Origin of the sequence: Sinorhizobium chiapasense (genome assembly GCF_045277575.1) — a bacterium.
Lineage (GTDB): Bacteria > Pseudomonadota > Alphaproteobacteria > Rhizobiales > Rhizobiaceae > Ensifer > Ensifer chiapasense_A.
Genome location: NZ_CP144205.1, coordinates 1,194,983 through 1,220,054, shown reverse-complemented (window position 1 = coordinate 1,220,054; position 25,072 = coordinate 1,194,983). Strand labels below are relative to the sequence as shown.

At 62.1% G+C, this 25,072-nt stretch carries 26 protein-coding genes; 6 read left to right on the top strand and 20 right to left on the bottom strand.

Features of this window, described 5'->3' with window-relative positions:
- Positions 1-71: 71 nt before the first annotated feature.
- The 3 genes from QM996_RS05975 to QM996_RS05965 form a co-directional block, all read right to left on the bottom strand.
- Positions 72-1,388, bottom strand: a complete 1,317-nt coding sequence (locus QM996_RS05975) for a GNAT family N-acetyltransferase (RefSeq protein ID WP_500269669.1) — start codon at positions 1,386-1,388, stop codon at positions 72-74.
- 8 nt (positions 1,389-1,396) lie between these two features.
- Positions 1,397-1,933: a GNAT family N-acetyltransferase gene (locus QM996_RS05970; RefSeq protein WP_500269668.1), complete on the bottom strand. Its 537-nt coding sequence runs from the start codon at positions 1,931-1,933 to the stop codon at positions 1,397-1,399.
- A gap of 190 nt (positions 1,934-2,123) precedes the next feature.
- Positions 2,124-2,603 carry a hypothetical protein gene (locus QM996_RS05965; RefSeq protein ID WP_500269667.1) on the bottom strand — a complete coding sequence of 160 codons (480 nt, stop codon included), beginning with the start codon at positions 2,601-2,603 and terminating at the stop codon, positions 2,124-2,126.
- A gap of 192 nt (positions 2,604-2,795) precedes the next feature.
- Between QM996_RS05965 and QM996_RS05960 the strand changes: the two genes are divergently transcribed.
- Complete coding sequence (locus QM996_RS05960; protein ID WP_500269666.1) at positions 2,796-3,416, top strand: cytochrome b; 621 nt, start codon at positions 2,796-2,798, stop codon at positions 3,414-3,416.
- A 53-nt stretch (positions 3,417-3,469) separates the two neighbouring features.
- A complete protein-coding gene (locus tag QM996_RS05955) occupies positions 3,470-4,015 on the top strand; it encodes a YceI family protein (protein WP_500270258.1) in 546 nt (181 codons plus the stop codon).
- Between the two features lie 36 nt (positions 4,016-4,051).
- On the opposite strand, the gene QM996_RS05950 is transcribed toward QM996_RS05955, so the two are convergent.
- The 6 genes from QM996_RS05950 to QM996_RS05925 all read right to left on the bottom strand — a co-directional run bounded on the left by QM996_RS05950 (position 4,052) and on the right by QM996_RS05925 (position 10,825).
- Entirely contained in the window at positions 4,052-5,503 is a 1,452-nt protein-coding gene (locus QM996_RS05950) for an aspartate aminotransferase family protein (protein WP_500269665.1), read from the bottom strand.
- Positions 5,504-5,514: 11 nt separating this feature from the next.
- Complete coding sequence (locus tag QM996_RS05945) at positions 5,515-6,525, bottom strand: NAD-dependent epimerase/dehydratase family protein (protein ID WP_500269664.1); 1,011 nt, start codon at positions 6,523-6,525, stop codon at positions 5,515-5,517.
- Positions 6,522-6,962, bottom strand: coding sequence for a DMT family transporter (locus QM996_RS05940; protein ID WP_500269663.1), 441 nt, complete (start codon positions 6,960-6,962; stop codon positions 6,522-6,524). Before QM996_RS05940 ends, QM996_RS05945 begins: the two co-directional genes overlap by 4 nt.
- Positions 6,963-7,056: 94 nt before the next feature.
- Positions 7,057-8,379 carry an FAD-binding oxidoreductase gene (locus QM996_RS05935; protein WP_500269662.1) on the bottom strand — a complete coding sequence of 441 codons (1,323 nt, stop codon included), beginning with the start codon at positions 8,377-8,379 and terminating at the stop codon, positions 7,057-7,059.
- Positions 8,376-9,818: a UbiA family prenyltransferase gene (locus QM996_RS05930; protein ID WP_500269661.1), complete on the bottom strand. Its 1,443-nt coding sequence runs from the start codon at positions 9,816-9,818 to the stop codon at positions 8,376-8,378. The genes QM996_RS05935 and QM996_RS05930 overlap by 4 nt, the downstream gene beginning before the upstream one ends.
- 128 nt (positions 9,819-9,946) lie before the next feature.
- On the bottom strand, positions 9,947-10,825 hold the full coding sequence (locus tag QM996_RS05925; protein WP_500269660.1) for an alpha/beta hydrolase: 879 nt from the start codon (positions 10,823-10,825) through the stop codon (positions 9,947-9,949).
- Positions 10,826-11,077: 252 nt separating this feature from the next.
- Here QM996_RS05925 and parE point away from each other — a divergent pair, with 252 nt between their 5' ends.
- Complete coding sequence (parE, locus tag QM996_RS05920) at positions 11,078-13,138, top strand: DNA topoisomerase IV subunit B (protein ID WP_500269659.1); 2,061 nt, start codon at positions 11,078-11,080, stop codon at positions 13,136-13,138.
- A gap of 121 nt (positions 13,139-13,259) precedes the next feature.
- Here the strand turns inward: parE and QM996_RS05915 are convergent, their stop codons facing one another.
- The gene (locus tag QM996_RS05915) at positions 13,260-13,730 is read right to left on the bottom strand and encodes a GNAT family N-acetyltransferase (RefSeq protein ID WP_500269658.1); all 471 of its coding nucleotides are present in this window, start codon (positions 13,728-13,730) and stop codon (positions 13,260-13,262) included.
- 220 nt (positions 13,731-13,950) lie between these two features.
- Here QM996_RS05915 and QM996_RS05910 point away from each other — a divergent pair, with 220 nt between their 5' ends.
- Complete coding sequence (locus tag QM996_RS05910) at positions 13,951-14,364, top strand: hypothetical protein (RefSeq protein ID WP_500269657.1); 414 nt, start codon at positions 13,951-13,953, stop codon at positions 14,362-14,364.
- 15 nt (positions 14,365-14,379) lie between these two features.
- On the opposite strand, the gene QM996_RS05905 is transcribed toward QM996_RS05910, so the two are convergent.
- Entirely contained in the window at positions 14,380-15,402 is a 1,023-nt protein-coding gene (locus tag QM996_RS05905; protein ID WP_500269656.1) for an SDR family oxidoreductase, read from the bottom strand.
- A 96-nt stretch (positions 15,403-15,498) separates the two neighbouring features.
- The gene (locus tag QM996_RS05900) at positions 15,499-16,635 is read right to left on the bottom strand and encodes a DUF2336 domain-containing protein (protein WP_500269655.1); all 1,137 of its coding nucleotides are present in this window, start codon (positions 16,633-16,635) and stop codon (positions 15,499-15,501) included.
- 110 nt (positions 16,636-16,745) lie between these two features.
- Here QM996_RS05900 and QM996_RS05895 point away from each other — a divergent pair, with 110 nt between their 5' ends.
- A complete protein-coding gene (locus QM996_RS05895; RefSeq protein ID WP_500269654.1) occupies positions 16,746-17,408 on the top strand; it encodes an aldolase/citrate lyase/malate synthase family protein in 663 nt (220 codons plus the stop codon).
- A 23-nt stretch (positions 17,409-17,431) separates the two neighbouring features.
- Here the strand turns inward: QM996_RS05895 and QM996_RS05890 are convergent, their stop codons facing one another.
- Both QM996_RS05890 and QM996_RS05885 read right to left on the bottom strand, forming a co-directional pair.
- A complete protein-coding gene (locus QM996_RS05890; RefSeq protein WP_500269653.1) occupies positions 17,432-18,034 on the bottom strand; it encodes a flavin reductase family protein in 603 nt (200 codons plus the stop codon).
- Complete coding sequence (locus tag QM996_RS05885; RefSeq protein ID WP_500269652.1) at positions 18,034-18,618, bottom strand: nitroreductase family protein; 585 nt, start codon at positions 18,616-18,618, stop codon at positions 18,034-18,036. The genes QM996_RS05890 and QM996_RS05885 overlap by 1 nt, the downstream gene beginning before the upstream one ends.
- Before the next feature lie 100 nt (positions 18,619-18,718).
- Here QM996_RS05885 and QM996_RS05880 point away from each other — a divergent pair, with 100 nt between their 5' ends.
- Positions 18,719-19,729, top strand: a complete 1,011-nt coding sequence (locus tag QM996_RS05880; RefSeq protein ID WP_500269651.1) for an RgsD C-terminal domain-containing protein — start codon at positions 18,719-18,721, stop codon at positions 19,727-19,729.
- Positions 19,730-19,864: 135 nt separating this feature from the next.
- Here QM996_RS05880 and QM996_RS05875 read toward each other — a convergent pair whose 3' ends face one another.
- The 6 genes from QM996_RS05875 to QM996_RS05850 form a co-directional block, all read right to left on the bottom strand.
- Positions 19,865-20,704, bottom strand: coding sequence for a lysophospholipid acyltransferase family protein (locus QM996_RS05875; RefSeq protein ID WP_173516305.1), 840 nt, complete (start codon positions 20,702-20,704; stop codon positions 19,865-19,867).
- 79 nt (positions 20,705-20,783) lie between these two features.
- Complete coding sequence (gene thrS, locus QM996_RS05870; protein ID WP_500269650.1) at positions 20,784-22,766, bottom strand: threonine--tRNA ligase; 1,983 nt, start codon at positions 22,764-22,766, stop codon at positions 20,784-20,786.
- Between the two features lie 224 nt (positions 22,767-22,990).
- Entirely contained in the window at positions 22,991-23,530 is a 540-nt protein-coding gene (locus QM996_RS05865) for a DUF1697 domain-containing protein (RefSeq protein WP_500269649.1), read from the bottom strand.
- Positions 23,531-23,542: 12 nt separating this feature from the next.
- Positions 23,543-23,962 (bottom strand): DUF2267 domain-containing protein, encoded by a 420-nt coding sequence (locus tag QM996_RS05860; RefSeq protein ID WP_500269648.1) that lies wholly within the window; start codon positions 23,960-23,962, stop codon positions 23,543-23,545.
- Between the two features lie 5 nt (positions 23,963-23,967).
- Entirely contained in the window at positions 23,968-24,342 is a 375-nt protein-coding gene (gene yidD, locus QM996_RS05855) for a membrane protein insertion efficiency factor YidD (protein ID WP_500269647.1), read from the bottom strand.
- A gap of 1 nt (position 24,343) precedes the next feature.
- Positions 24,344-24,790 (bottom strand): iron-sulfur cluster assembly scaffold protein, encoded by a 447-nt coding sequence (locus QM996_RS05850; protein WP_500269646.1) that lies wholly within the window; start codon positions 24,788-24,790, stop codon positions 24,344-24,346.
- Positions 24,791-25,072 lie beyond the last annotated feature (282 nt).

The window sequence follows — 25,072 nt, the reverse complement described above, 5'->3', positions numbered from 1 at the left end:
CAAATAAAAGCGCTGCCGGCGATTATTCCCGTGCGGTGAGGCGGGTTGCACCGCCCCATCGCGCGGGTTTGTCATGCGCTGCGCGTCATGGCGATCACGGCGAAAGGCAGTCCTTCGTCGTCCGTCTCTCTGCGCCCGGTTTCGACGAAGCCGCGGCGACGGTAGAAGTCGACGGCGGCCTGATTGTCCGCGTAGACACTGACTTCGAGTTGCCCGAGGCGCGCGGCGGCATTCTCGACGAGGGCGCGACCGATGCCGGCGCCGTGGATGTCCGGATCGACGAACAGTCCGCCAATGAAGTTATCGATCAGCCCGATGAAGCCCACGACCTGCCCGTCGATCTCGGCGACCCAATTGTCTGCCATCGGCAGGTAAGTGTCCCGTACCAACTGCTGCTGCTCGATAAGACGCGCCTCACCGAGAAACGGATGGCCGATACGCGATGCGGCGAGCCAGATTGCAAGCAACCGTTCGCCTTCCTCCGGACGCCAGGGGCGAATGGCGACGGGCGCGGCACCATCACCGGCTCCCTGCTTGCCTTCCGGTTTTGCCGCTCCAATCGAGTACATCAAAGGCAGGCTTGGCATGGTTGCCGGCGGCGCCAGGCGCCGGCCACCGAGGTCTCGCATGCCTTCGAAACCGACCCAGCCGTTGGCATAGGGATATTCCGTCAGGCGTTCGATCCGGAGTCCGGCATCGATGAGCGCCTGGATCACGTCGGCGATACCCCAGTTGAACTCGAAGGATGGGTGGGGATTGGTAAAGCCCACGACACCCTCCTGGTAGCCGCCGATTGCAAGGCCAGTGCCGGAATCGGCGACATAGTCGCCGACACCCGCTTCTGCGACCGGGTCCTTGGGAGCATAGTCGTAGTGCGGCTTCCAGCCCGGGTCGAAGACCATCGCGAAGGGATGGAACTCGATGAAGGCGAAGCGCCCGCCCGGCCTTAGCACGTCGGCTATGCCGCGGGCCCAGATGCCGAGATCCGACAGCCAGCAGATGGTGCCGTAGGACGCAAAGACGCGATCGAACCGCCGTCCGTCCGCCACCGCACGCTCGAACCATTCGAACAGGTCGGACCGTTCGAAGCTGGCCGCAATCCCGCTTTCTTCGGAAAGCCGCGTCGCAAAGGCGATCGCCTCGTCCGAGATATCGACACCAGTGACCCGGGCGCCGAGGCGGGCGAGACTCAGGCTGTCCTGGCCGGAGTTGCATTGGAGATGGAGAAGCTCCAGCCCGGTCATGTCGCCGAGCAAGTCGATTTCTTCAGGATAGAGCGTGGAGCCGCCCGCGCGAAAAAACGCCGCCTGATCGCCCTTGTGGCTGTTATGCGCGACCGTCGCCGCGTTCCAGGAGAGGCGATTGGCCTCGTGTAGATCGTTACTCATTGTCCTACTCATAAAATAGTATCGGCAGGCATGCGGCCGACGCCCATGTCCGCACGGTTCGAAAACCTCAGCACGGCCTCAAGCTCGTTATCATAATGCTCGCCCGTCAGCTCAAAACCGAGGCCACGATAAAATCCTTCGGGGCTGCCGGGACCCTGACCGTAGCTCGTGTAGAGTTCGCGAACACCGCGGGCTTTCAGATCGCGCACGACAAGGGCGATCGCCTGCTTGCCAAAGCCCCTGCCCTGATACGGACGGGCAATCATGAAGCGCCAGAGATAGACGCCGGGGCAATCGATGCCGTCGTCCCAGTCGGAACCTTCATGCAGCATGATGAAGCCGACCAGCGTCTCTTCAGCATAGATTGCGCGGAACCAGGCATTCTCGGAAAAATGGGCCTCGGCGATCGAGGTGCCGTTGTCCGCTACCATGTCGCGCTGTTCGTCGCTCAGCGTTTCGCTGAGCTCGCAGACGTCACAGACGGTCGCGGCTGAAATGCGCCGGAGGCTAATCTCGGCATCAGACGTCAATACGGTTTCACGCATTGGGAAACTCCTAAGAAAAATCAAAATGTAAAAAAGCCGAGGCCGGGAGGTCGGCATCGAATCACCCGCAAAAAGGGCAATTGGCGCGTAAAATGAAATCATGGCGAGAAAACGCCTGCCCGTTCGCAGTGGCGAACGCCGGTGAAATCCGGTGCGGTGGTGGTCGTGGCTCCGGCTTAGGAACCCGACGTCACTTCGGTCGACCTGCTGCCGGCTGCGTTCCGCCGTTCTCCAGGCCGGCAATCGCCGCGTGAACGTCCGCCTCCAGATCTTCGTCGAACTGCTCGAAGATCGCATCGCCGATCAAGCCATGAACCTCGCGGAGGTAAGGCGCGGCTGCCTCGCCTTCGCCAAGAGCGAGGTAGGAGCGCGCGATCGAAAGTGACGAGAGCGGCTGGCGCCGCTCCAAGGTCCATTCTCGGGCCAGCAGCGAGACGGCAATGCTCTCCCGGTATTGCCCGGCATCGCAAAGTGCCGCGCCGTAGCCGCTTTTGACCCAGTAATACATGTCCGTGAAAGCGAGGTGCGCGTCGGCTATGTCGGACGCCAGACGCCAGGCGTCGATCGCCTCGCCATATTTGGCTTCGGTTCCAAAGCGGATGCCCTTACGTGCATGTTCGTAGGCCTCCCGCTCATGCGGACTCATTGGTGTCGTCTTTTTCTTCGTCATGTATGCCAGCCCAACTGCTCCCGGGAACAACTCCTCCGTGTCCCCCTCCACTGCAAGTGGACCACAGCTTGCCGACGTCAACAAGATCGCAGTGCAATTTTACGGTATTATCGGCGAATAAAAGCATGGGCTCATGGGTCTCATCGCCGTAACCGAGTTGTAGCGGCCGGGCTGGTGAACACGGAGACGATCATGTTGCGCAACGACAAAGCCGGGTTCGGCTGGGTCACCATCGTCCTTCACTGGACGATTGCGGCGATCATTCTTGCCTTACTCGCCCTCGGCTTCATCATGAGCCGGGTTCCGATCGATCCAGCGCTGCAGTTTTCGCTTTACCAGTGGCACAAGTCGCTGGGTTTCACCGCGCTTGGCCTGGCGGCGATCCGCGCCCTCTGGCATCTGGTCGAGCTCCGCCCCCAACCGCCGGCAGGCCTCAGCCCGCTTGAACAGCGTGCCGGCAGCATCACGCATATCGTGCTCATCGGGCTTGCTCTCGCGGTCCCGCTCGCCGGCTGGGCCGTCGCGTCGACCTCGACGTTGGACATTCCCAGCTTCTATTTCAATTGGTTCATCATACCGCATCTACCGATGGCGAAATCGGCGCCGGCCGAGGACTTCTGGACGCTCGTCCATATGTCGCTCGCCTACCTGCTCCTCGCTTTTGTCGCGTTTCACGCATTGGCCGCCCTCTACCACCACTTCGCGCGCCGGGACGACGTCCTCGTTCGCATGCTGTCGGCCGGATCGCACCGCCGCAAACGCTCCCAAGCGGCGGGCTCGGATCCGGTGATCGCTGGAAGGAAAAAACCATGACACTGCGCCTGCAACCATCACCCAGGGCAATAGCGCTCGCCTTTCTGGCGGTCATGCCCGTCGGTCCGTCACTCGCCTTCGCCGCCGCGCCAGACCTTGCCGACGCCGCCGGCAACTATGGCATCACCTCTGCCTCCCGCATCCATTTCACGGTAGCACAGGCCGGCGGCGGAGGAGGAATTGTCGGTGACTTCGGCAAATTTTCCGGCAGTTTCCGCATAGACCGAAATGATGTCGGCCACTCGACGGTTGAGTTCACGCTTTATCCGGAGAGCGTGAAAACGGGAGAGAAGCGTGTTGAGGATTTCCTGAAATCGAGCGCCGTCTTCGATACCGCCAACTACAGCACCGTCACCTTCCGCTCGACGAACGTGAAGCAAACCGGCCCCGATACGGCGGCGGTCGAGGGAACATTGACGGCCCGCGGGACCTCCCGCAAGGAGCGCTTCTCCGTCACGCTGCTTGACTGGAATCGCAGCTCGATCGCTTTCAACATCCGCGGCAATATCCACCGCTCGCCCTACGGCATGGATGTCGGCACGCCGATCTATTCCAACGTCGTCGAATTCGACATGAACATCAAAGGGCAGAGGCGGTGAACGCCCCTGCCCTTGGCAAGAGTATAGGCTCGTCGTTCAGCCGATCTGGCTGCCAACGAAATCCTTGACGATACGTACGATGCCACGGCCGAGCAGGTCGTCCAGCGCAGCGATGAACTGGTCGACATGGGCGCGCTCGCAGATCAGCGGCGGCTCGAGGCGGATGACGTTGCGATTGTATTCGGTGAAAGCCACCAGCACGTCGTAATCGCGCAGCAGCAGCGCACCGATGAAGCCCGAGAGCGAGCCCTTGAGCTTGTCGTCGAGCATCGAGACGACAGGGCGCAGCACCATCGGCAGCGTCTGGCTGAAGTCCTGGAACTCGAGGCCGACCATCAGCCCCTTGCCGCGCACGTCCTTGATGACCTTCGGATACTTCTCCTTCAGCGCCTGCAGGCGCTCGAGCAGATAGTCGCCGCTGTCGGCGGCACGATCGATCAGGTGTTCGTCGTAGAGCACGTTGATGCCTTCGATCGCCGTCACGCAGGCCTCGCCCATGCCGCCGAAGGTTGCCATGGCGTGGATCATCGCCGTCTTCGGCGTGCCATAGGCCTTCATGTAGACTTCGCGGCGGGCGATCATCGCGCCAACGGCCGCCTTGCCGGCGCCGAGCGACTTGGCAAGCGCGGTCACATCGGGCACGACGCCGTAGTGCTCGAAGGCATAGAAGCGGCCGGAGCGGCCATAGCCGCACTGCACTTCGTCGGCGACCCAGAGCACCCCGTATTGGTCGCAGAGCGCGCGCAGCTTCTGCCAGTATTCGGCCGGCGCCTGGATGATGCCGCCGCCGCCCTGGATGGTTTCGAGCACGATGACGCCGATCTCCGGGTCGGATTTGAAGGCGTTCTCCACGGCGTCGATATCGGCAAAGGGCACGCGGACCGTGTTGTCGGTGACCTTGAAGTCGGCACGGTAGAGCTGGCCATCGGTGATGGCGAGCACGCCCTTGGTCTTGCCGTGGAAGGAATTCTCCGCATAGACGACCTTCGGCCGCTTCGGACCGGCGGCGCGTTCGGCAAGCTTGACCGCGGCCTCCATCGCTTCCGAACCGGAGGATCCGAGAAAGACCATGTTGAGATCGCCGGGCGAGCAGGCAGCGATGTTCTTCGCCAGCGCCGCCGCATATTGCGACATGAAGGCGATTGCGATCTCGTGGCGCTTTTCGTCCTGGAACTTCTGGCGGGCGTCGAGGATGCGCGGATGGTTGTGGCCGAAAGCGAGCGAGCCGAAGCCGCCGAAGAAATCGAGGATCTTGCGGCCGTTCTGGTCGGTGTAGAACATGCCTTCGGCGCTCTCGATTTTCACCTTGTGGAAGCCGAGAAGCTTCATGAAGTGGAGCTGTCCGGGGTTCAGGTGCTCCTTGAAAGCCGTGGTGATGTCGCCGATCGACATGGCTTTCGCCTGTTCGACGGAGATGAGATCGGGCTTGGTCACGCCACCGTCAAGCGAAGGGGCGGCAACGGCGATACGGTTCGGTATGTCCAGCATGGTGTCTCCCCTCACTCGGCCGGCACGGCGACGGCAGCGGCGGAAACTGCGCCTACCTTCTTCGCCCGATATTCGTCATAGGCGGCGATCAGCATGTCGCCGTCATTGTATTCGGCACGCCACCCGAGCTCGCGCTTCAGCTTGCCGGTTTCGCGCACGCACATCTCGTCGGCGATCAGATACTGCTCCGGGTCCATGATCGGCTTGTTGATCAGGTCGAAGAAGGCCAGCGTCTGCTTGACCGCGAAGGCGGGCGTCGGCAGCAGGAAGGACTTGGAACCCGCATGCCTGATCAGATTGCCGAGCAGGTCGCGCACTGAAGGCGGGTTGTCGGAGCCGAGATTGTAGGCTTCGTTCGGTACGCCACCCTTCCAGGCAAGGCGCGCGGCTTCGGCGCAATCGAAGACCGAGATGAACTGATAGGGCACCTTGCCCGAGCCGATCATCGGCACCGGCAGGTTCATGTCTATCAGCTTGAACAGTTTCTCGAGAATGCCGAGACGGCCGGGGCCAATGATGAGGCGCGGGCGGAAGATCGAAATGTTCATGCCCTGCTTGCGCCATTGCACCGCAAGCTGTTCCGTCGCCCACTTCGATTTACCGTACTCGCCGAGCGGCTTTGCCGGGTGATCCTCCGTCTGCGGCGACTGGACCGTATGGCCGTAGATCATGTCGGTGGTGAACTGCACCAAACGCGACGCACCGGCGGCATCCATGGCCTTCATGATGTTTTCGGCGCCGTAATAGTTGACGGGCCAGAAGAATTCCCACCGTTTCGAGCGGATCTGCAGCGGCGACAGCATCTTCGCCGCCATGTTGTAGATCATATCGTCCGCGCCGATACCGACCTTCCGAACAGATTCCAGATCGGTGACGTCGCAATGGACGAAGCGGGCGCGGCCGTAATGCGGCAGGTCGGACTTGACGATATCGGCGATCACGACTTCCTCGCCGTCCTTGACGAGGCGCTCCGCCAGGTGACGGCCAACGAAGCCGTCGCCACCAAAGATGATGTGTTTCATGACTTGCTCCCGAATTCTGCGGTGCTCACCCCGGCGGCTTCAGCCGGCTTGTCATCGGCATGGGATGAGATGCCCGACTGGGCGATGAGAACGGTTCCTGCGCAGATCAGCGCGATACCGGCGATGCGCCAGGTATTGAGGTCCTCGCGGAAAACGAAATAGGCGAAGACCGCGACGGCGACGTAAGCGAGGCTGAGGAAAGGATAGGCAAAGGAAAGCTCGACCTTCGACAGCACATAGAGATGCGACGCCATCGAAATGACGAAGGTCGCGAGGCCGGCAAAGACCCAGGGGTTGAAGACGATCTGGAACAGCCGGACGATCGCCGTTTCGGCGGTCATCGACATCGGTCCGAGCGTCATCATTCCTTGCTTCAGCATGAGCTGAGCGGCAGCGTTGGTAAGCACCGTAAAGAGAATGAATGGAATATATTTCATTGTTTTACTCCCCAGTCCCGCAAATGTACTTACGGGCAAGAGACGGATTTTCCGTGAAGATTGAAAGTTTAATTGAATAAAATTGTCTGCATTCTCATTCTGGCAAAGCCAGAGCCGTGCGCTTCCAGAAGTTGGAAACGAGCGCAGGATCGCGCAGCGCCTCGAGTTTTTTCCAGGAAGGGAACGATTTTTCAAAGACTTGCGGGCTCATGCGAGCATCCTTGTACGGATTGATCGCACCGCCTGCCTCGATCACGATGCGATCGAGCGCATCCAGGAGCTTTACTGTCCGTTCACCTTGATTGGCGAAGTCCAATGTCAAAGTAAAACCGGGTCGCGGGAAGGACAGAAGACCGCGCGAGCCGATGTCGCCGAAACGCTTCAGAACCGTCAGGAACGACGCATGGCCTGCCATACGGGCCGTTTCCATGAGCTGCGCAGTGATTTCCGGCGCGCGCTCCGTCGGATAGACGCTCTGGTGCTGGTAGAGACCGCGCGGACCGTAAAGCCGGTTCCAGGCGCCGATCGCATCCAGCGGACAGAAATAGGAGGTCCAGGGAACCGTCGTCACGGTTTCACCCGGCTTTTTCTTGCGGAAGTAATATTCGTTGAATGCCTTGAGCGTTGCCCGATTCAGAAGGTTGAAGGGCGGCGCGAAGGGCACCGATAGCTTCAGTCCCTTGGGAATATCGGGCAGCTCGCAGGAGCCATCGGCGTGGTCGCCGGCAAGCAGTACACCCCTGCCCGTGCGCGAACCGGTTGCGAGCTGATCGATCCAGGCAACGGAATATTCGTGCTCCTCGTCGACGCGATCGACGAGCGCGAAGTATTGGTCGAGATTGTCGAAGCGGATCGCATGTTGCTGCACATGCGGCGACGGCACCTTCATCAGCCGCAGATCCACGGTCAGGATCAAGCCCGTCAGGCCCATGCCGCCAATGGTCGCGGCGTAGAGTTCAGGGTTCTCTTCCGGCGAACAGGTCAGCCGATCCCCATTCGAACGCAGGAGCGTGAAACCTGTCACGTGATTGCCGAAGGTGCCGCGCGCATGGTGGTTCTTGCCGTGCACGTCGTTGGCAAGCGCGCCCCCGACGGTCACGAAAGCCGTGCCAGGGGTGACCGGCAGGAAGAAGCGATGTTCGATCGCGCGTTCGAGCACCTGACGCAACGTCACGCCGGCCTCGCAGGTCATGTTGCCGGTGCCGGGATCGAAGGCGATGATCCGGTCATGCCGGCGGCTTTCGATCAGCGTGCCCCGATCATTGTGGCAACTGTCGCCATAGCTGCGGCCATTGCCGAAGGGCAAGTAGCCTTCAACGTCCAGGCTGCCGAGACGATCCTCGTAGTCGTCAGGCGAGATGGCCGGCCGCGCGCGATTGTCGAGCCGCCCCCAGCTTTCATGATCTAGCAAACTCATTGCGGCCCGATGGCTCCAAACAGGATCAACAGCGCGCCGACCAGCATGGTCAATTGGCTGCGCCAGTCACGCATGATGAAGACAACGGGGTCTTCATGCAGCATGCCGCGACGCGCGAGCATCCAGATGCGCAACAACATATAGAGCACCAGCGGGCAAAGTGGCCACAGCGCCCAGGGCGTGGTGTACATTTCCTGGAGTTCCTTGCTGTGCACGTAGAGCGCAAGGACCAGGGCCGAGGTGAAGGCGGAAGCGACGCCGGCCTGCCCCACCATCTCGAAATCGACAGCGAGATAGCCGCGGCCCGGAACGTTGCCGCCGTCCTTGTCGTCGAACTCGTGCAACTCGACATAGCGCTTCACCAGCGCGAGGCTGAGGAAGAAGAAGATCGCGAAGGAGACCAGCCAGAAGGAGAGTTCCGTGCCCGTGGCCGCAGCACCGGCAACAATGCGTGTGGTGTAGAGGCCGGCAAGCGTGAAGACGTCGACCAGCAGCTTGCGCTTCAGCACGAAGGTATAGGCGGTCGTCGCGCAGGCATAGAACGCCAGCACACCGGCGAATTTCCACGGCAGCACGAGCGTCAGCGACAGCGACGCCATGATGAGGCAGGCGGCGAGAATGAGCGCCGTCGGCACCGACATCTGGCCGCTTGCGAGCGGCCGGTGACGTTTCTTCGCGTGGCGGCGGTCATTCGAAAGGTCCGAAAGGTCGTTGATGACGTAGACCGCCGAGGCGAGGAAACTGAACGCGAAGAAGGCAATGATGACGCTGACGATCGCGTCGAGATGCAGGACCTCGTGATTGAGGATCATCGGCACACCGATGAGCACGTTCTTCGCCCATTGATGCACCCGAATGGATTTCAGCGGGGCGAGCATGCTCACCTTGCCAGTATCCAGGCGCTCGGCATCATGATTGCGGCGCCACTTTTCGGCGGCGGCATCCGGGGCGACCACGATCGCGCGCCGCGCCGCCTCGAAGACGGCGATGTCGTCACGGCTGTTGCCCATATAGTCGAAGGCACCGTCGCCGAAGCGATCGACCAGAGCCTGGCGCTTGCGGCTACTCGTCAGATTGAGCGCATCGGTCGAATGCATGACCGAGGAAAAGAGCCCGACATGATCGGCAACGTCTCTGGCGACCGACGGCGCCGCACCGGTGACGAGCACCAGTTCGCGCCCGGTTTTTCTTTCCTCCGCCAGCCGATCGATGACGGCCTGGCGGTAAGGCCAGTCCTGAGCCCGGCGGCCGGAACGCAAGGCCACCTCATGCTTCAGCCGCGCCTTGCCCTTCGCCAGCCAGAACAGCATGGGAATGAGCATCAGGGGATTGCGCAAGAGGATGATCGCCGCACCTTCCCACAGCGTATCGGCGGCCAACAAAGTACCGTCCAGATCCACACATAGGGGAACGTGCCGTGTTTCGGTGCGCGCGTCCATGATATTCACCCCAGCCATAATTGCCGGGGCATGATGACCTCTTCAACTTTCCAGAGTGGAAACACGGCCTACAATCTCGGTCGGAAACTGTCGGGCTGGTTAACAAATGTCAGCGGCGCCAACCAAGGTCAGTGGCGACCGATCCAGTTCAACGCATCGCGCCAATCGGTCATGCGCACCGGAGTGCCATGCGATCCGGTTTCGAAGAGCACGAAGCGTGTCGGGTAGCCCTGAGCCTTCAGCGTGCGATAGAGCGACCTCTGGCTTTCGGCCGGATAGACGCTGTCGCGGCTGCCGTGGCTGAAGAACATTGGCAGCTTTGCCTTGTAGGCGGCGCTCTTGGTGAAATCGGGATCGCTCACGCCGCCCATCACCATCATGCCGCCGAGAGCCGCCACGGCAGAGGCATCGCGCGAAACGCCCCAGCAGATGAAGCTTCCCATCGAGGCGCAGGCGAGCACCACGGGGCGACCGCCGGATCGCTCGGAAGCGTGCTTCACCAGGCCGGCAATATCCGCAGCGCCTGATGTATCGAAGGAGCGGACGCTCGGCGCGTAGTAGGCGCCGCCGTTGGCGACAGCGAGGTTCTTCAGCCGGTTGAAGTTGCCGCCAAAGGAAAAATCGTTGGTGCCGAGCCGGCGATCGCCGCCGCGGCCGTGGATGAAGATCACCGTGAAGGCAGCGCCACGGTCGGGACCGACGCGGGTCACGTCAAGCGAACGGCCGCCAATGTCGAGCGTCTCATTGACTTGCTCGCTCTTCACGCCAAGCGAAACATAGGCACGCTTCACCCGGCGCTCCGGGATCTCGTCCCTTTCGTTGATGTCGCGCAGTTCCTGATAATCGACGGTCAGGTCGTCGCCGTCATCATTTTGCTGCAGCACCTTGCCATAGGAGAAGAGTTCGTCCTTGAAGGGCTTCAGAGCCTGTGCCTGGGCGACGGAAGCCGCGGAAAACAAGGCAACGGCCAGCAAAAGCCGACGAAACGGAAAAACAATTGTGGACACGGCCAATGACGGGCTCCCTCGTTCGCCGAAAGCCTTGCCATCGCCCGGACGCCAAAGCAACACTTGCTCCATGACATGGCCATGAAGGCGGCATTTCGCCCCCGGCCAAGGCCAGCATTCTCCTTTTGTTCGCGCATCCTGTGAGAGTCTGGCAGAATTCAGGTGATTCGACCGCCGGGGGATGGCGGCAAAGCCGAGGTCTTGCTATGGCCTCCGGCATCCCCAGACGACAGGAACGACCCGAACGGCCCCATGGACGACAACAGCGACCTCTTTTCAATGCCCGAGCAACCCAAGCCTGCACAGCCGAGCGCCAAGCCGGCGGTGCCAGTGGCACCAGTCGCGCGCGAAGAGCCGCGGCCTGCGCCGAAAGGCAGTGATGGCAGCGACTATGACGCTTCGGCAATCGAGGTGCTCGAAGGGCTGGAGCCGGTTCGCCGTCGTCCGGGCATGTATATCGGCGGCACCGACGAGAAGGCGCTGCACCATCTCTTCGCCGAAGTCATCGACAACTCGATGGACGAAGCGGTCGCCGGCCACGCGAACTTCATTGAAGTCAACCTCGATGCCGACGGCTTCCTGACGGTGACCGATAACGGCCGCGGTATTCCGGTCGAGAACCATCCGAAATTCCCGGGCAAGTCCACGCTCGAAGTCGTCATGACCGTGCTCCACGCGGGCGGCAAGTTCGACGGCAAGGCCTATGAGACCTCGGGCGGTCTTCACGGCGTGGGCGTTTCCGTCGTCAACGCCCTGTCCGATGCGCTCGAAGTCGAGGTCGCCCGCAACCGCAAGCTCTATCGCCAGCGCTTCTCCCGCGGTATTCCGCAGGGCGGGCTCGAAGAACTCGGCGACGTGCACAACCGCCGCGGCACCCGCGTTCGCTTCCATCCGGACCCGGACATCTTCGGGCCGCACGCGCATTTCGAGCCCGGGCGGCTGTTCCGCATGGCGCGCTCGAAAGCCTATCTCTTCGGCGGCGTCGAGATCCGCTGGTCCTGTGATCCGTCGCTCCTGCAGGAAGGCTCGGAAATCCCGGACAGGGCCGTCTTCCACTTCCCGGGCGGCCTGAAGGACTATCTCGCCGCGACGCTCGGCAAGGAATTCACCGTCACCCGCGAGATTTTCGCCGGCAAGTCGGAGAAAGCGAACGGGCACGGCTCGCTCGAATGGGCCGTCACCTGGTACGGCGGCGACCAGCAGGTGCATTCCTACTGCAACACCATCCCGACGCCCGAGGGCGGCACGCACGAGGCGGGTTTCCGCATCGCGCTGACCAAGGGCCTGAAGAGCTATGCCGAGCTGACGCAAAACAAGCGGGCGGCGATCATCACCACCGACGACGTTATGATCTCGGCGGCGGGCATGCTGTCGGTCTTCATCCGCGAACCGGAGTTCGTCGGCCAGACGAAGGACAAGCTCGCGACTGTCGAGGCGCAGCGCATCGTCGAAAACGCGCTTCGCGACCCCTTCGATCACTACCTGGCCGACAATCCGGGAGAAGCCGCCAAGCTGCTCGACTGGGTGATCGAGCGCGCCGAAGAGCGCGTACGCCGGCGCAAGGAGAAGGAAGTCAACCGCAAGACGGCGGTGCGCAAGCTGCGCCTGCCCGGCAAGCTGGCGGACTGCTCGCAGAACACCGCAGAAGGCGCCGAACTCTTCATCGTCGAAGGGGATTCGGCAGGTGGATCGGCAAAACAGGCGCGCAACCGCTCCAACCAGGCGATCCTGCCGCTGCGCGGCAAGATCCTCAACGTTGCGAGTGCGGGCCGCGAAAAGCTCAGCGCCAACCAGCAGATCACCGATCTCGTCCAGGCGCTCGGCTGCGGCACCCGGACCAAGTATCGCGACGAGGATCTGCGCTACGAGCGCATCATCATCATGACCGACGCCGACGTCGACGGCGCGCATATCGCTTCGCTGCTGATCACCTTCTTCTACCAGGAGATGCCGGAGCTGATCCGCGGCGGCCACCTCTATCTCGCCGTACCGCCCCTCTACCGCATCAGCCAGGGCTCGAAGACGCTCTATGCCCGCGACGATGCGCATCGCGAAGAGCTGATGCGCACCGAATTTGCCGGTCGCGGCAAGGTCGAGATCGGTCGCTTCAAGGGCCTCGGCGAAATGCTGCCGGCACAGCTCAAGGAAACGACGATGGACCCGGCCCATCGCACCCTTCTCAAGGTGGAGATCGACGAGATCGATTTCGAGGGCACGCGCGAGGCGGTGGACAATCTCATGGGCACGAAGGCCGATGCCCGCTTCCGCTTCATCCAGGAGCGCGCCGTGTTCGCCGAGAACCTGGACATCTGATCGGGAGATGGAAGGCGCATGACGTTCTTGCGCGTCACCCCCCCTGAGCGATCGAGATTGAGAACGGCGGCACGAGTGCTGCCGTTTGGTCTTCAGCGCATCGCGGTTCGGCGAGCTGAGATCATACCGGCTGGCGAACAGGCTTTTCCATGAACAGGCTCAACGGATCCGGCTGGTAGTCACCAAAGGGCGGACGCTCGACATAGCCGGCCGCCTTGTAAAGCCCGATCGCCTCGGGCTGGTAGATGCCGGTTTCGAGGCGAATTGCCGTGTATCCGAGTTCAACCGCGCGTACCTCCAGCGCCTGTAGCAACAGCTTACCGATCCTCAGCCCCCTCGCCTCCGAATCGACGAACATGCGCTTGATCTCTGCCGTGCCGTCGTCGGCTTCTACCAGGGCACAGCAACCGACGATGTCGTCCTCACGCCGCGCCACATAGAAGGAAACGCCAGGCTGCTCCAGGCTCGACAAGTCGATCATATGATTGCTCTCGGCGGGATAGAGCGAAGCGGCATAGGCGTCGGAGAGTTCCAATAGACGCGCGACCTGTGCTTGGCGCGGCGACTCCAGGGCTATGGTTACGGCAGGCACTTGTTTCGTCCTTCTCGATCTCAGCTATTTCTGCCGGACGTTAGTGTCAGCCCTTCCGCCAGCCAATACGTCAAATGACGCAGGCGCCCGGTTCTATCATCCGGCGAACAGGCCGAAACAATTTGTTCCGCGCCACCCGCGACGCCGCCCCAATTCGGAGAGAATCGCACAGGCATAGATTGATTCCTTACAACCTCCAGGGACCAACGACAGGAACACCATGCAAGCGGCGCTGATTGTCATGACCATTCTCGGCTGCGACCACGATGTCAGCCAATGCCAGTACATCTCGACGGTCAACGGCACATGGCCGTCGATCGCCCAATGCGATACGGACTCGCAGGCGCAATTGCCAAAGTTCTCGAACGCCAACTATCCGGTCGTCGTCGCCGTTTGCGAAAGCTCCAGCCCGGCCCTCGCCGACTTGAGCCCGCCACCGGCCGGCTCGCAACAGAGCCAGATGCCGCCCTCGCAGGTGACGGAGCCGGAGCCCGAACCAACCTTGCCGAAACGGACACTGGCCTTCCTGTCGGGCGCCATCCCGGATCGGGAAAAGCTCAAGACCATCGTCACAAAGCCGGTGCATTACATTGAGGACGGCTATTCCTGGGTCGCCCGCCGTTTCACCAATTAGAGCGGGCGGGCACACTCACACAAGACCGGCGCCGATCAGGCTTTCGGCGCTGGCCATGACCGCCTCTTCCGCGGCTCGTGGCTGCCACCCCAGAATGCGACGCGCCTTTTCGTTGGAGATACGGGAGTCGTGTCCCAGTTCCCCGACGATCAGGCGCAAGCCGGCGTCAAAGGGAGCGGCCAAGCCTGCCAGCCAGTTCGGCAGAATGAATTTCGGCAGCTTGGCGGCATGCTCGGGAAACCGACGGCGAAGGATGGACGCCATGTCGGCAAGAGACAAGGTCTCTCCGGCGACCAGAAGACGCTCGCCCGCCGCGCCAGCAACGGTCATCGCCCGCAGATGGGCGTCGGCGACGTCGCGGACGTCGACGACGGGTACGCTGAACTTCGGCAGAGCGGGGTACCCCCCTCTCAGGAGGTTGCGGACCACGGCGACAGAAGTGCCGATCTCACGTCCAAGCAGCGGCCCGAGGACCATGCCCGGATTGACGACTGCCAATTCGAGCCCGTTCGCGGTCGCATAGTCCCATGCCGCGCGCTCCGCGAAGGTCTTCGAGCGATAGTAGGGCGTCGCCAGCGGCGATTGCGGATCGGTCCAATCGTCCTCAGTGAACGGCGCGCGTCCAGGCCCGTAGATGACCGCAGCGACCGAGGAGGTCAGGACGACGCGGCGAGCGCCGGATGAGCGGGCGGCTTGCAGAATGCGCAGCGTGCCGTCGCGCGCCGGCCCGATCAGTTCGGCTTCGTCCGCAGGCAGTCGTGCGGGGAACGGCGATGCCGTGTGCATGACATGGGAGACGCCGGTGAAGGCCTCCGCCCAGCCCCGTTCCCCCAGCAGGTCCGCTTCGGCAAAGGTCAATTGCGCCAGATCCGTGCCGCCGGCGGCACGGATCGATCGTTCGATCTCCGCCGCGCGCGCCAGGCTACGAACGGTGCCGCGCACGTCATACCCCCGCCGCAACAAGAGGAGCGCGATGTGCCGTCCGACAAAGCCGCCTATGCCGGTCACAGCAACGGTTGCGGCGGCCTTCATGCTCATGGGTCAGTTCCTTGTCGACCGGAGGCCCACCGTCGCCGGAGCGCCTGCGGAGAAGTGGGTGGAGATGTTGCGGGGCGCACTTGACCGCAATCGAAGTCAGGCGGCCTGCCGCGCTGCGAGTTCCGCATAGTTGCGGGCCGACTGCCGCTCCTCGGCAAATGCCAGGCGCTCGAGCAGGTCGATCATCGCGGTATTGACCGGCGACGATGACCGCTCGTTTCGAAGGCGTGCAAGCAGTGCTGTGGAAACGGAAGCGACACTGTCGTTTCCGGCTGAAGCATCCTGGCGCCAGAGAAGCACGGCCGCAGCGAAGGTTTCGCTGACATCATGGCCGAGGCCGGCGCTTTCGAACAGGGCGCGGATCGAATGGATGCGGCCGCCGGACAGGATGGAGCGCACGCGCTTTTCGCAAACGCCGGAGAGATCGACGATCGCCGCCGAGAAAAATTCCGCTCGGCCGGTGACGAGCGCATGGAGCAGGAAGGCTGGGGTCAGGCGCCCGGTGTCGCGCAGATGCGCCACCAGGCCAGGCAATTCCTCCACCGCCAGCGTGCCGGCCATGCCGACGGCAGCGATGTCGCAGGCTTCCCGCGTGATCCGCCGTCCGCGGGCTTCTCCGATCGCCATCTGCACCAGGCCAAAGGCGGCCAATGCAGCGCCCACTTCTTCCACCAGCGCATGGCGGGCGTCGCTCGGCAGGTCCGGCCGCGCAAGCAACAGGTCACGCACGGCCGCTGAACAGCCAAGACGCTCGGCAATGCGTTTCAACGACCGGCGCGACAGGTTGGCGCCGGCATTTTCCAGGAGGATCAGAATTTCTTCCTCGCCGCCGATTTCGGCGATCGCGGCCGATACGGCACGGGAGACGAAATTGCGCGCGGCGATCAGCGCCCGCGTTTCGAGCGTTCCTCTGGCCGCGAGGTCGACGAGGTCCTCGTCCGTCAACACCGGCGAGCGGGAAATGACGACATAGGCAATTTCGGGCTGGTCTTCGGCAAGGCCGAGAATGATGGCGCGCGGAACCGACGCGCAGCCGCAAAGCGCATCGGCAAGTGCGTGTCGAACCTTTGGCGACGGATCGTCGAGCAGGAAGGTCATCGCCATCTCCGCGGCGCGGCGGTCCAGGCCATTCATCTGCGCATCGACATAGGCGCGACCAAGCGCGCTGGCGGCGCGGGTGCGCTCACCCGTTCTCGCCGTTTCCACCCAGCGAAGAAATGCTTGTATGATCACCTACGCCCCACTAGACCACGCCAATGCCACCGATGTTCAAACCCTAGCGGGCAAAGGTTTAAGATTGGTTCACCATGTCTGTTAACCGCTCCCAAACCATGAGGCCGCTGTTGATCATCGATGGCGCCTTCCCGACCATGGACATCGTTGCACTCAATGCGCTGGCCGGCGTCATCGTCGATATTGGTGTCGACACCGATACGCTTGCCGCAATGGCACGTTTGGCAGGCCGCACCTTCGCGCTGCTCGCGCGCGTCGAACCGCTGGAGCGGCTGAGCGAGGACGTATTGCAACGGCTGCTCGATAGCGGTGCCGACGGCATCGTGCTTTCCGGATGCCGCGGGCGCGCCGATATACAGAAGCTCGATGTGATGTTGCGGGTTGCGGAAGCCGCCCATGGCGCCGCGTCCAACCCTATCCGGATTTATGGGGAATATGGCGGTGCGCCGGAGGGCTTGTTGTCACCCCATCCGCTGACGGACTCGTCGCCCCGCCTGAAGGCTCTGATCTTCAATGGCGTAGCGCTGGCAAAGTCCATCGGTTGTCAGGAGCCGACCAGCGCTCGCCATCAGCGCGTCGCAGCGCCGATCCTCACCGGACGAGCAAATGTGGTCCTGAGGGCGTTCGAAGCCGGCGTGCCCGCCTACGAGGTATTGCCTGCCACCCCTGACGAAACCGCGGCACGATGGGCGCAATCGCAGAGCCGAGACAACGGCTTTGCCTCCGTCGTTTGCAACTCGATCGAACAGGCAACCATTCTCAGCAACGCGTGACCTGCGCGGCCAAGTCGCGGATCTCAACGGGTCGGGCGGGTCATCTGAAAGACATCACCGCCGTCGCAATAGTCCATGTAGCCAAGACGGGCGAGCGGCTTGACCGTTGCCATGTCGAAGCGACCGTCGCGGATTGCTTCTTCTCGGATATGAATGCCGACGACCTGGCCGATGACGACATAGTTGTCGGTCACCGCGCCATCCAGGCCTTTTGGTTGAAACATCTCGGTCATCCGGCACTCAAGCGCAGCAAAAGCCTCGGCGACGAACGGCGCATTCACCAAGGTACCATCGACCGGAGTGAGCCCGGCGATCTCGAATTCGCTCTCGCCATGCGGTGCGGGAACAGACGTCTTGTTCACGGCCTCGGCAAGATTGCGGCTGGCGAAACTCGCCGTGAACTCACCCGTCGCTTCGATGTTGCGAACCGTATCCTTGTGGCCGCTTGACGAGAACATCACGAGCTTAGGCCGATCACTGATGGCGTTGAAGAAAGAATAGGGCGCGAGATTATGCGTACCGTCGCCTCCGCGCGTGCCGATCCAACCAATCGGCCGCGGCGAGACGATGGCCTTGAAGGGGTCATGCGGCAGGCCGTGACGATTCGAGGCCGTATCGTAGAACATCAGGCGTCCTCTCCGACCCAGGTGACGATCTCGGCGAGCTCCGGCCGCGGCCGTTCCGTCGGCGGCATCATCGCGGTACCGATGTGAATGAAACCAGCAAGTTTCTCACCCGGATTGACACCCAGCAAGGGATAGGCGCGTTCGTCGAAGGCAAACCATTCGGTCAACCAGTTGGAGGCGTAGCCAAGTGCGTTTGCGGCCATCAGCAGGTTCAGGCACACGGCGCCGGCGGACATCAACTGCTCCCACTCCGGGATCTTGAAATGCGGCGCAGCCTTGCTGACCACAGCGACGACGACCGGCGCCCGCGTCAGCCGCGTTTCCTCGACCTTGATCATTTCCTCCGAAAGATCCGGTTTTACCGCCAGCGCCAGCTTCTTCAATTCGGCGCTGATGCGCGCCCTCTCCTCGCCGCGATAGACGATGAAGCGCCAGGGAGCGAGCTTGCCGTGGTCCGGCACGCGGGAGGCGAGCTTCAGCATCTCCTCGACCTCGGCCTTGCTAGGGCCGGGTTCGCCCATCTGGAAAGCGGGGATCGAGCGGCGGGACGCGAGGTAGTCAACAAGCTTAATTTCGGTTTTCATGTCGGATGAATTCCACTAATTTGCCGCAGCATCGGAAGCCACGAAAATGCCATATCGGCGTCCCAAGTGGAGTCACTCAGTCAGGAAGTCAACTGCTCTCATGCGTGCATGCTCTCGTATTTTCCTCGGAACCGGGCTCGCGATCCTTGTCGCCGGCGCTGCTGCGGGAAGTGTGCGTGCCGAGGATGCGACCCAGGCCTTCGAGAGTTTTCCGTCGATCGCCGGCCCGCGCAAGATGCCGAAGCTGACGGGCTTCAGCCCGATGACGAGCGATCCGATCGCCGAAGGCACCTTGAAGGATGTCAAGCTCGAAGCCTTGCTCACGCAGAAGGGCGCGCCCGTCGAGGCTGGCCTGACCTGGCGCATGTTCAGCCCGATCCCGGGAAGCGACGGCAAGCTGCCGCTGCTGGCGACGTCGGAAGGCGGTTCGACGGCATTCAACGTTGCACCGGGTGATTACTTCGTCAACGTTTCCTTCGGACGCGCCTCCGCGACGCGCAAGATACGCGTGCCCCAGGAAGGCACGCTCGAAAAGCAGACTCTGGTCCTGGACGCAGGCGGTATCAAGCTGAATGCCGTCTCCGGCAGCGATGTCCGCATACCGCCGGCCGAACTCAGCTTCTCCGTTTATTCCGCTGACACCAAGAGCGACGGCGAGCGGGCGCTCATCATGTCGGATGTGAAGCCGAACACGGTTATCCGGCTCGGCGCCGGAACCTATCACGTGACCTCGAGCTACGGTGCGACCAACGCTTCGACGGCCGCCGACATCCAGGTCGAAGCTGGCAAGCTGACCGAAGCGACCATCCAGCACCGCGCTGCCAAGCTGACGCTCAAGCTGGTGTCGGAACCGGGCGGCGAAGCCATCGCCAACACCGCCTGGACGATCCTGACGTCGGCCGGCGACACCGTGGACGAAGAAAACGGCGCCTTCCCGACGCTGGTTCTGCTCGAAGGCAGCTACTCCGCCGTCGCACGCTACAAGGACAAGATCTACGAACGTGACTTCACGGTGAAGGCCGGTGTCAACACGGACGTGGAAGTGCTGCTCAGCAGCGGCGGCAACGATGCGAACACCAACCCGGGCGTCGTCTCCGACGCACAGGACTAGAGCATCCTGCCTTGAAGTGGTATCACTTGAAAGCAGAAAGATGCTCTAGAATCAAAGTGCTAGAGCGTCCTTTGTGCGTTCATATAAACGCACGGCGCTCTAACTCCAACGTCACGGTATGCGATTGACGCTACGTCAACCCGCTCGCCGCATGAACCGCCGGCGCGGCGGCGCCATGGAGAAGACCGCGTCATAGATACGGGCCAGCAGATCCTTGCGATCACTACAGACGCCGAGATCCTCGGGCGTCAGCACCCGGCCGATGCGCGCCGCGATCGTCGTGCCGGACAGACGGCGGAACTCGCGGATCAGCAGCGACAGCCTCAACGTCAGTGAAATCTTGCTCGCCAGATGGAAGATGGGACCGTTCTGCCCCTCGAAGTAGATCGGGATGACGCTCGCGCGTGCGGCCTGGATCAGTTTCGCCGGGAAGATCTTCCAGGGCAGGTCCTCGGCGCGGCCAAAACCCTTGGGCGCGGTCGCGACGCCACCGGCGGGAAAGATCACGATGGTCACGCCTTCCTTCAGCAGCCGCAATGCCTCATGGCGCGTCGCCATGTTGACGGCCAGCGCCTCCTTCGTCTCCTCGAACGATACCGGCAGGGAGTAAGGCGCCATTTCCGGCACCTTCAGCAGTTCGTTGTTGATAAGGACACGGAACGGTCGGCCAAGCTGTTCGGCGAGAGCCAATACGGCGATGCCGTCGCCGATGCCGAAAGGGTGATTGGCGACGATGACGATCGGCGTGTCGGGCAAATGCCGCGGCGGCCACTCGCCCTGGGTGCGCAGTTTCACATCGATGAGTTGCAGCATCTCACCGAAGACCCGATCGCTCTTGCCGACGATGTCGGACCGCCAGCGCGTGTAGAGCTTTGCGTAACGGTTGCGGCCCGACAGGCCTTCGATGGAGCGGATGAACCAGCGCTTCAGGCGCCGGTCGTTTGCGTTGGCGTAGGACAGCTCTTTGAACTGCACGGAAATCTCCGATGGATCATCTCGTATCCGGATATTCCGCTAATATGACAGTTTGCTGACAAAGCAAGTGCCCAGGGTCTCAACCCCGGGCTTTCTTTTCGGCCTTGCGTTTAAGGTCCGGCGCCATGGCTTCCGAGGCGAGCGAAGCAATCGCCTCGTCGAGCGACATCGCGGTCTGCGCCTGGGAGCCCAGACGACGAATGTTGACCGAACGTTCTTCGGCCTCGCGCTTGCCGCAGACGACGATGACCGGAACCTTCGTAACCGAGTGTTCGCGGACCTTGTAGTTGATCTTCTCGTTGCGGAAGTCGGTCTCGACGGTCAAGCCCGCGTCACGCAGGAGTTGGGCAACCTCGCGACCGTAGTCGTCGGCTTCAGAGGTGATCGTCGCGACCACGACCTGCAGCGGCGAAACCCAGAGCGGCATGTGGCCGGCGAAGTTCTCGATCAGAATGCCGAGGAAGCGCTCCATCGAACCGCAGATGGCGCGATGGATCATGACCGGCTGGCGCTTTTCCGATTCCTTGTCGATGTAGAACGCGCCGAAACGCTCCGGCAGGTTGAAGTCGACCTGGGTGGTGCCGCACTGCCATTCGCGGCCGATTGCGTCCTTCAGCGTATATTCGAACTTCGGCCCGTAGAAGGCGCCCTCGCCCGGCAGGATGCCGGTCTTGATGCGGCCTTCCGACTGCGCCTCGATCGTCTTCAGCACGTCCATCATCACGCTCTCGGCACGATCCCAGAGTTCGTCGGAGCCGACGCGCTTGTCCGGACGCGTGGAGAGCTTGACCACCACTTCCTTGAAGCCGAAGTCCTCGTAAACCGAGAGGATGAGGTCGTTGATGCGCAGGCATTCAGCCGCCATCTGCTCGTCGGTGCAGAAGACGTGCGCATCGTCTTGCGTGAAGCCACGCACGCGCATCAGTCCGTGGAGCGCGCCTGACGGCTCGTAGCGGTGGACGTTGCCGAACTCGGCCAGGCGGACCGGAAGTTCGCGATAGGACTTCAGGCCATGCTTGAAGATCTGGATATGGCCGGGGCAGTTCATTGGTTTCAGCGCGAAGACGCGGTCGTCGTCGGTCTCATCGCCGGCCACCGTCACCTTGAACATGTTGTCGCGGTACCAGCCCCAGTGACCCGAGGTTTCCCAGAGCGACTTGTCGAGGACCTGCGGCGCATTGACTTCCTGGTAGGTGTTTGCGAGCCGGCGGCGCATGTAGGCCACCAGCGTCTGGAACATGCGCCAGCCCTTGCCGTGCCAGAAGACGACGCCCGGACCCTCTTCCTGGAAATGGAACAGGTCCATTTCGCGGCCGAGGCGACGATGATCGCGCTTTTCGGCTTCGGCGAGAACGTGCAGGTACTGGTCGAGCTCTTCCTGGGTGTGCCAGGCCGTGCCGTAGATGCGGGTCAGCATGGCGTTGTTGCTGTCGCCGCGCCAATAGGCACCGGCCACCTTCATCAGCTTGAAGGCCGTGCCGATCTGACCGGTCGAGGCCATGTGCGGGCCGCGGCAAAGGTCGAACCAGTCGCCCTGATAATAGATCTTGAGATCCTGTCCCTCGGGGATCGCATCGACGAGTTCGACCTTGTAGCTCTCGCCCTTTTCAGCAAAGACCCGGCGCGCCTTCTCGCGCGACCAGACTTCCTTGGTGAAAGGCTTGTTGCGCGCGATGATCTCCTTCATCCGCTTTTCGATGATCGGAAGATCGTCCGGAGTGAAGGGCTCGTTGCGGGCGAAATCGTAGTAGAAGCCATTGTCGATGACCGGGCCGATGGTCACTTGCGTTCCCGGCCACAGTTCCTGCACGGCCTCCGCCATCACGTGCGCGGCATCGTGACGGATGAGTTCCAGCGAGCGCTTGTCGTCGCGCACGACGATCTCGATCCTGCCATCGGTCACGGGATCGGACAGGTCGCGCAGTTCGTCGTCGAGCGCAATCGCCACGGCTTTCTTGGCGAGCGACTTCGAAATCGATTCTGCGACGTCACGGCCGGTCGTGCCGAAGGGATATTCGCGCACCGAGCCATCGGGAAATGTAAGGGAAACGGAATTCGACATAATGATCTCCTATCCAGTCCCGCCAACGAATGCGGGTGGTATGGTTGACCGGCAACGACCGGTGAATTGACGATACAGCGTCGCATCCGTCAGACGCGCATAGATCGCTGTAGTGCTTTGGATTTCTGGATGTTTTACCCCAGGCCGGAGGCGACCCGGGGAAACACGCCGTAGCCTGATAAAGGGTTTTCGAAAGTGAGTAAAGGCGAAGGCTGCGTTGGAGACTAGCTGCGCAACATCTCGGCAAGCCCCTTCACCGTATTCCAGTTGCGGAACGTTCCGACACCAAGGCGCTTGGTCGTCATCGCGCCCAGGAGTTTCGATTCGCTCGCCTTGCCGGTGAAATGGACCCACAGATCGCCGTCGACGATTGCCAGACGTTCGCCGGCGACACAGTAACGCTCGAGACCTGCGAGCGCGGCCCCCGTCAGCGGATCGCGCATCACCCGCACATGGACACGCGTCGCGTCTTCTTCGCCCTCATCGCGAAACGGATTTGATGCCGCAAGCTTCCGCCAGTCGGCGCCGGACCGGACAATAATGTCGACATGCCGGCCAAATGTCCTGGAGAAGGCTGCCTCAAGCGGCGGTTCGAGGTCTCTTATGGATGTTTGTCCGGCCTCAAACACAAGATTGCCTGTCGCAACCAATGTTCGCGGCGAACGGTAGCCGAGACCTTCGGCCATCTCTCTGAGATCGGCCATCACGACCCGTCGCCCGGCATCAAGAACGATGCTGTAGAGCAAGGCAACGTAGCTGTTCATCTCTTCTCCCGCTCATGCACGCCAGAAATCTGCAGCACCCGCCGGCAGGCGGGCGAGAACCCGATCGAGCTTCGCCTCGTCGATGTTGCGACGCAGGGCGGCAGCCACATCGACGATCGCGCTGTCCGGCGAAAGATTGTGATCGGCCCGAAACGCCTGCACCTCCCGGGTCATGGCGATACGGCCCGAAAACGGGCTCTTCGGCTCTTCGAGGTCCCATTCGGCGACGAATATCGCGCGCAGCACCGGCGGCAAGACATCTGCGAACAGGATGGCCTCCTCAAGGTCCAATCGCCGCCGGAAAGTCTGGAGCACCGCCTGAACCATCGTATAGGCCTGGTTCGTCGTCTGCAGCCCGGCCAGCTCGCGCGCGTCGAGGATGAACCGGTCGAAGTCGACCGAGGCCTGGCGGTATTCCATCGGCATGGGCATCGTGATCAACCAACCTTCGGCCGCGGTCGCCAGTAGCGCCACGGCGCATACCACACGAGGCGAGACTCAAGCCGTTCCGGTACCGGATCAAAGCCTTGCGTCCCGCCTGGCCCGCAGCGGGCGACGCGAAACAGCGTCATCCAACCTCCAGCCCAGAAGCCATGACGGGCGATTGCCTCATAGCCATATTCCGAACAGGTCGGCAGGTGCCGGCACGAATTGCCGATGAAGCTCGAAAGCGTGAGCTGGTAGGCGCGGATCAGCGCCATCCCGATCAGCCGCCCCGGAGTCTTGCGAAACGGGCCCTTCCAGTTTCGACCATGCGCCGCCGGCTCCGCACCGCTGTCCGGCGAATGCCGACAATTCGGTTCGCCGCACATGTCAGACGGCCGCGAGCAGCCGCTTGGCTTCGATCTGCTCGATGGCGTCGACCACGGCATCGAAAGTCAGCATCGTCGATGCGTGGCGCGCCTTGTAGTCCTTGACGGGGCGCAGGAAACGCATGTCCTCGAAGCGCCCGGACGGACCTTCGCCGTCCGCTTTCAACATGGCAAGCATGTCCGCACGCGCCTGGCGGATTTCCTCCGCACCGGCCCCGACGACATGGCGCGCCATGATCGAGGAAGAGGCCTGACCCAGCGCGCAGGCCTTCACGTCATGGGCGAAATCGGTGACCACGTCGCCGTCCATCTTCAGCCAGATATGCACCTTCGAACCGCAGAGCTTCGAATGCGCGATCGCGTCCGCGTCGGCGTCCGAGAGCGTTCCGATGCGCGGAATGTTGCCGGCAAATTCGAGAATTCGGCTGTTGTAGATGTCATTCATCATTTGACGCGATCCGACTGATTTTTCGCGGTTTTGAGTGATCGACGCATGATTTTCTCCGGTAGGCAGGAAAAAAGCACGACGCGACACGCTCCGCCTCTTTCATCTCTGTGGCACCATACTATATGCTATGTCGTGTTGGGGCGACAGTTCCGCAAGAGGAACAATGTCGCCTGTTGTTTGGGAAACCGTGCCGGAAGGTCCAGTGCACTGCTAAGCCAGGACCCGAAAGCCCCGGAGCCCGCCAACGGAACCCAAGCCTGCAGGGTTAGGCGAATGGCCAGT

Excerpts from the sequence above, each read along its gene's own strand:
- QM996_RS05935 (WP_500269662.1), bottom strand. The coding sequence starts at position 8,379 with ATGAGTTTGCTAGATCATGAAAGCTGGGGGCGGCTCGACAATCGCGCG.
- QM996_RS05890 (WP_500269653.1), bottom strand. The coding sequence starts at position 18,034 with ATGTTCTACGATACGGCCTCGAATCGTCACGGCCTGCCGCATGACCCC.
- QM996_RS05965 (WP_500269667.1), bottom strand. The coding sequence starts at position 2,603 with ATGACGAAGAAAAAGACGACACCAATGAGTCCGCATGAGCGGGAGGCC.
- QM996_RS05860 (WP_500269648.1), bottom strand. The coding sequence starts at position 23,962 with ATGCCCATGCCGATGGAATACCGCCAGGCCTCGGTCGACTTCGACCGG.
- QM996_RS05955 (WP_500270258.1), top strand. The coding sequence starts at position 3,470 with ATGCCCGTCGGTCCGTCACTCGCCTTCGCCGCCGCGCCAGACCTTGCC.
- QM996_RS05910 (WP_500269657.1), top strand. The coding sequence starts at position 13,951 with ATGCAAGCGGCGCTGATTGTCATGACCATTCTCGGCTGCGACCACGAT.
- QM996_RS05950 (WP_500269665.1), bottom strand. The coding sequence starts at position 5,503 with ATGCTGGACATACCGAACCGTATCGCCGTTGCCGCCCCTTCGCTTGAC.
- QM996_RS05865 (WP_500269649.1), bottom strand. The coding sequence starts at position 23,530 with ATGAACAGCTACGTTGCCTTGCTCTACAGCATCGTTCTTGATGCCGGG.
- QM996_RS05940 (WP_500269663.1), bottom strand. The coding sequence starts at position 6,962 with ATGAAATATATTCCATTCATTCTCTTTACGGTGCTTACCAACGCTGCC.
- QM996_RS05975 (WP_500269669.1), bottom strand. The coding sequence starts at position 1,388 with ATGAGTAACGATCTACACGAGGCCAATCGCCTCTCCTGGAACGCGGCG.
- QM996_RS05960 (WP_500269666.1), top strand. The coding sequence starts at position 2,796 with ATGTTGCGCAACGACAAAGCCGGGTTCGGCTGGGTCACCATCGTCCTT.
- QM996_RS05880 (WP_500269651.1), top strand. The coding sequence starts at position 18,719 with ATGCGTGCATGCTCTCGTATTTTCCTCGGAACCGGGCTCGCGATCCTT.
- thrS (WP_500269650.1), bottom strand. The coding sequence starts at position 22,766 with ATGTCGAATTCCGTTTCCCTTACATTTCCCGATGGCTCGGTGCGCGAA.
- QM996_RS05945 (WP_500269664.1), bottom strand. The coding sequence starts at position 6,525 with ATGAAACACATCATCTTTGGTGGCGACGGCTTCGTTGGCCGTCACCTG.
- QM996_RS05905 (WP_500269656.1), bottom strand. The coding sequence starts at position 15,402 with ATGAGCATGAAGGCCGCCGCAACCGTTGCTGTGACCGGCATAGGCGGC.
- yidD (WP_500269647.1), bottom strand. The coding sequence starts at position 24,342 with ATGTGCGGCGAACCGAATTGTCGGCATTCGCCGGACAGCGGTGCGGAG.
- QM996_RS05970 (WP_500269668.1), bottom strand. The coding sequence starts at position 1,933 with ATGCGTGAAACCGTATTGACGTCTGATGCCGAGATTAGCCTCCGGCGC.
- QM996_RS05930 (WP_500269661.1), bottom strand. The coding sequence starts at position 9,818 with ATGGACGCGCGCACCGAAACACGGCACGTTCCCCTATGTGTGGATCTG.
- QM996_RS05885 (WP_500269652.1), bottom strand. The coding sequence starts at position 18,618 with ATGAAAACCGAAATTAAGCTTGTTGACTACCTCGCGTCCCGCCGCTCG.
- QM996_RS05850 (WP_500269646.1), bottom strand. The coding sequence starts at position 24,790 with ATGATGAATGACATCTACAACAGCCGAATTCTCGAATTTGCCGGCAAC.
- parE (WP_500269659.1), top strand. The coding sequence starts at position 11,078 with ATGGACGACAACAGCGACCTCTTTTCAATGCCCGAGCAACCCAAGCCT.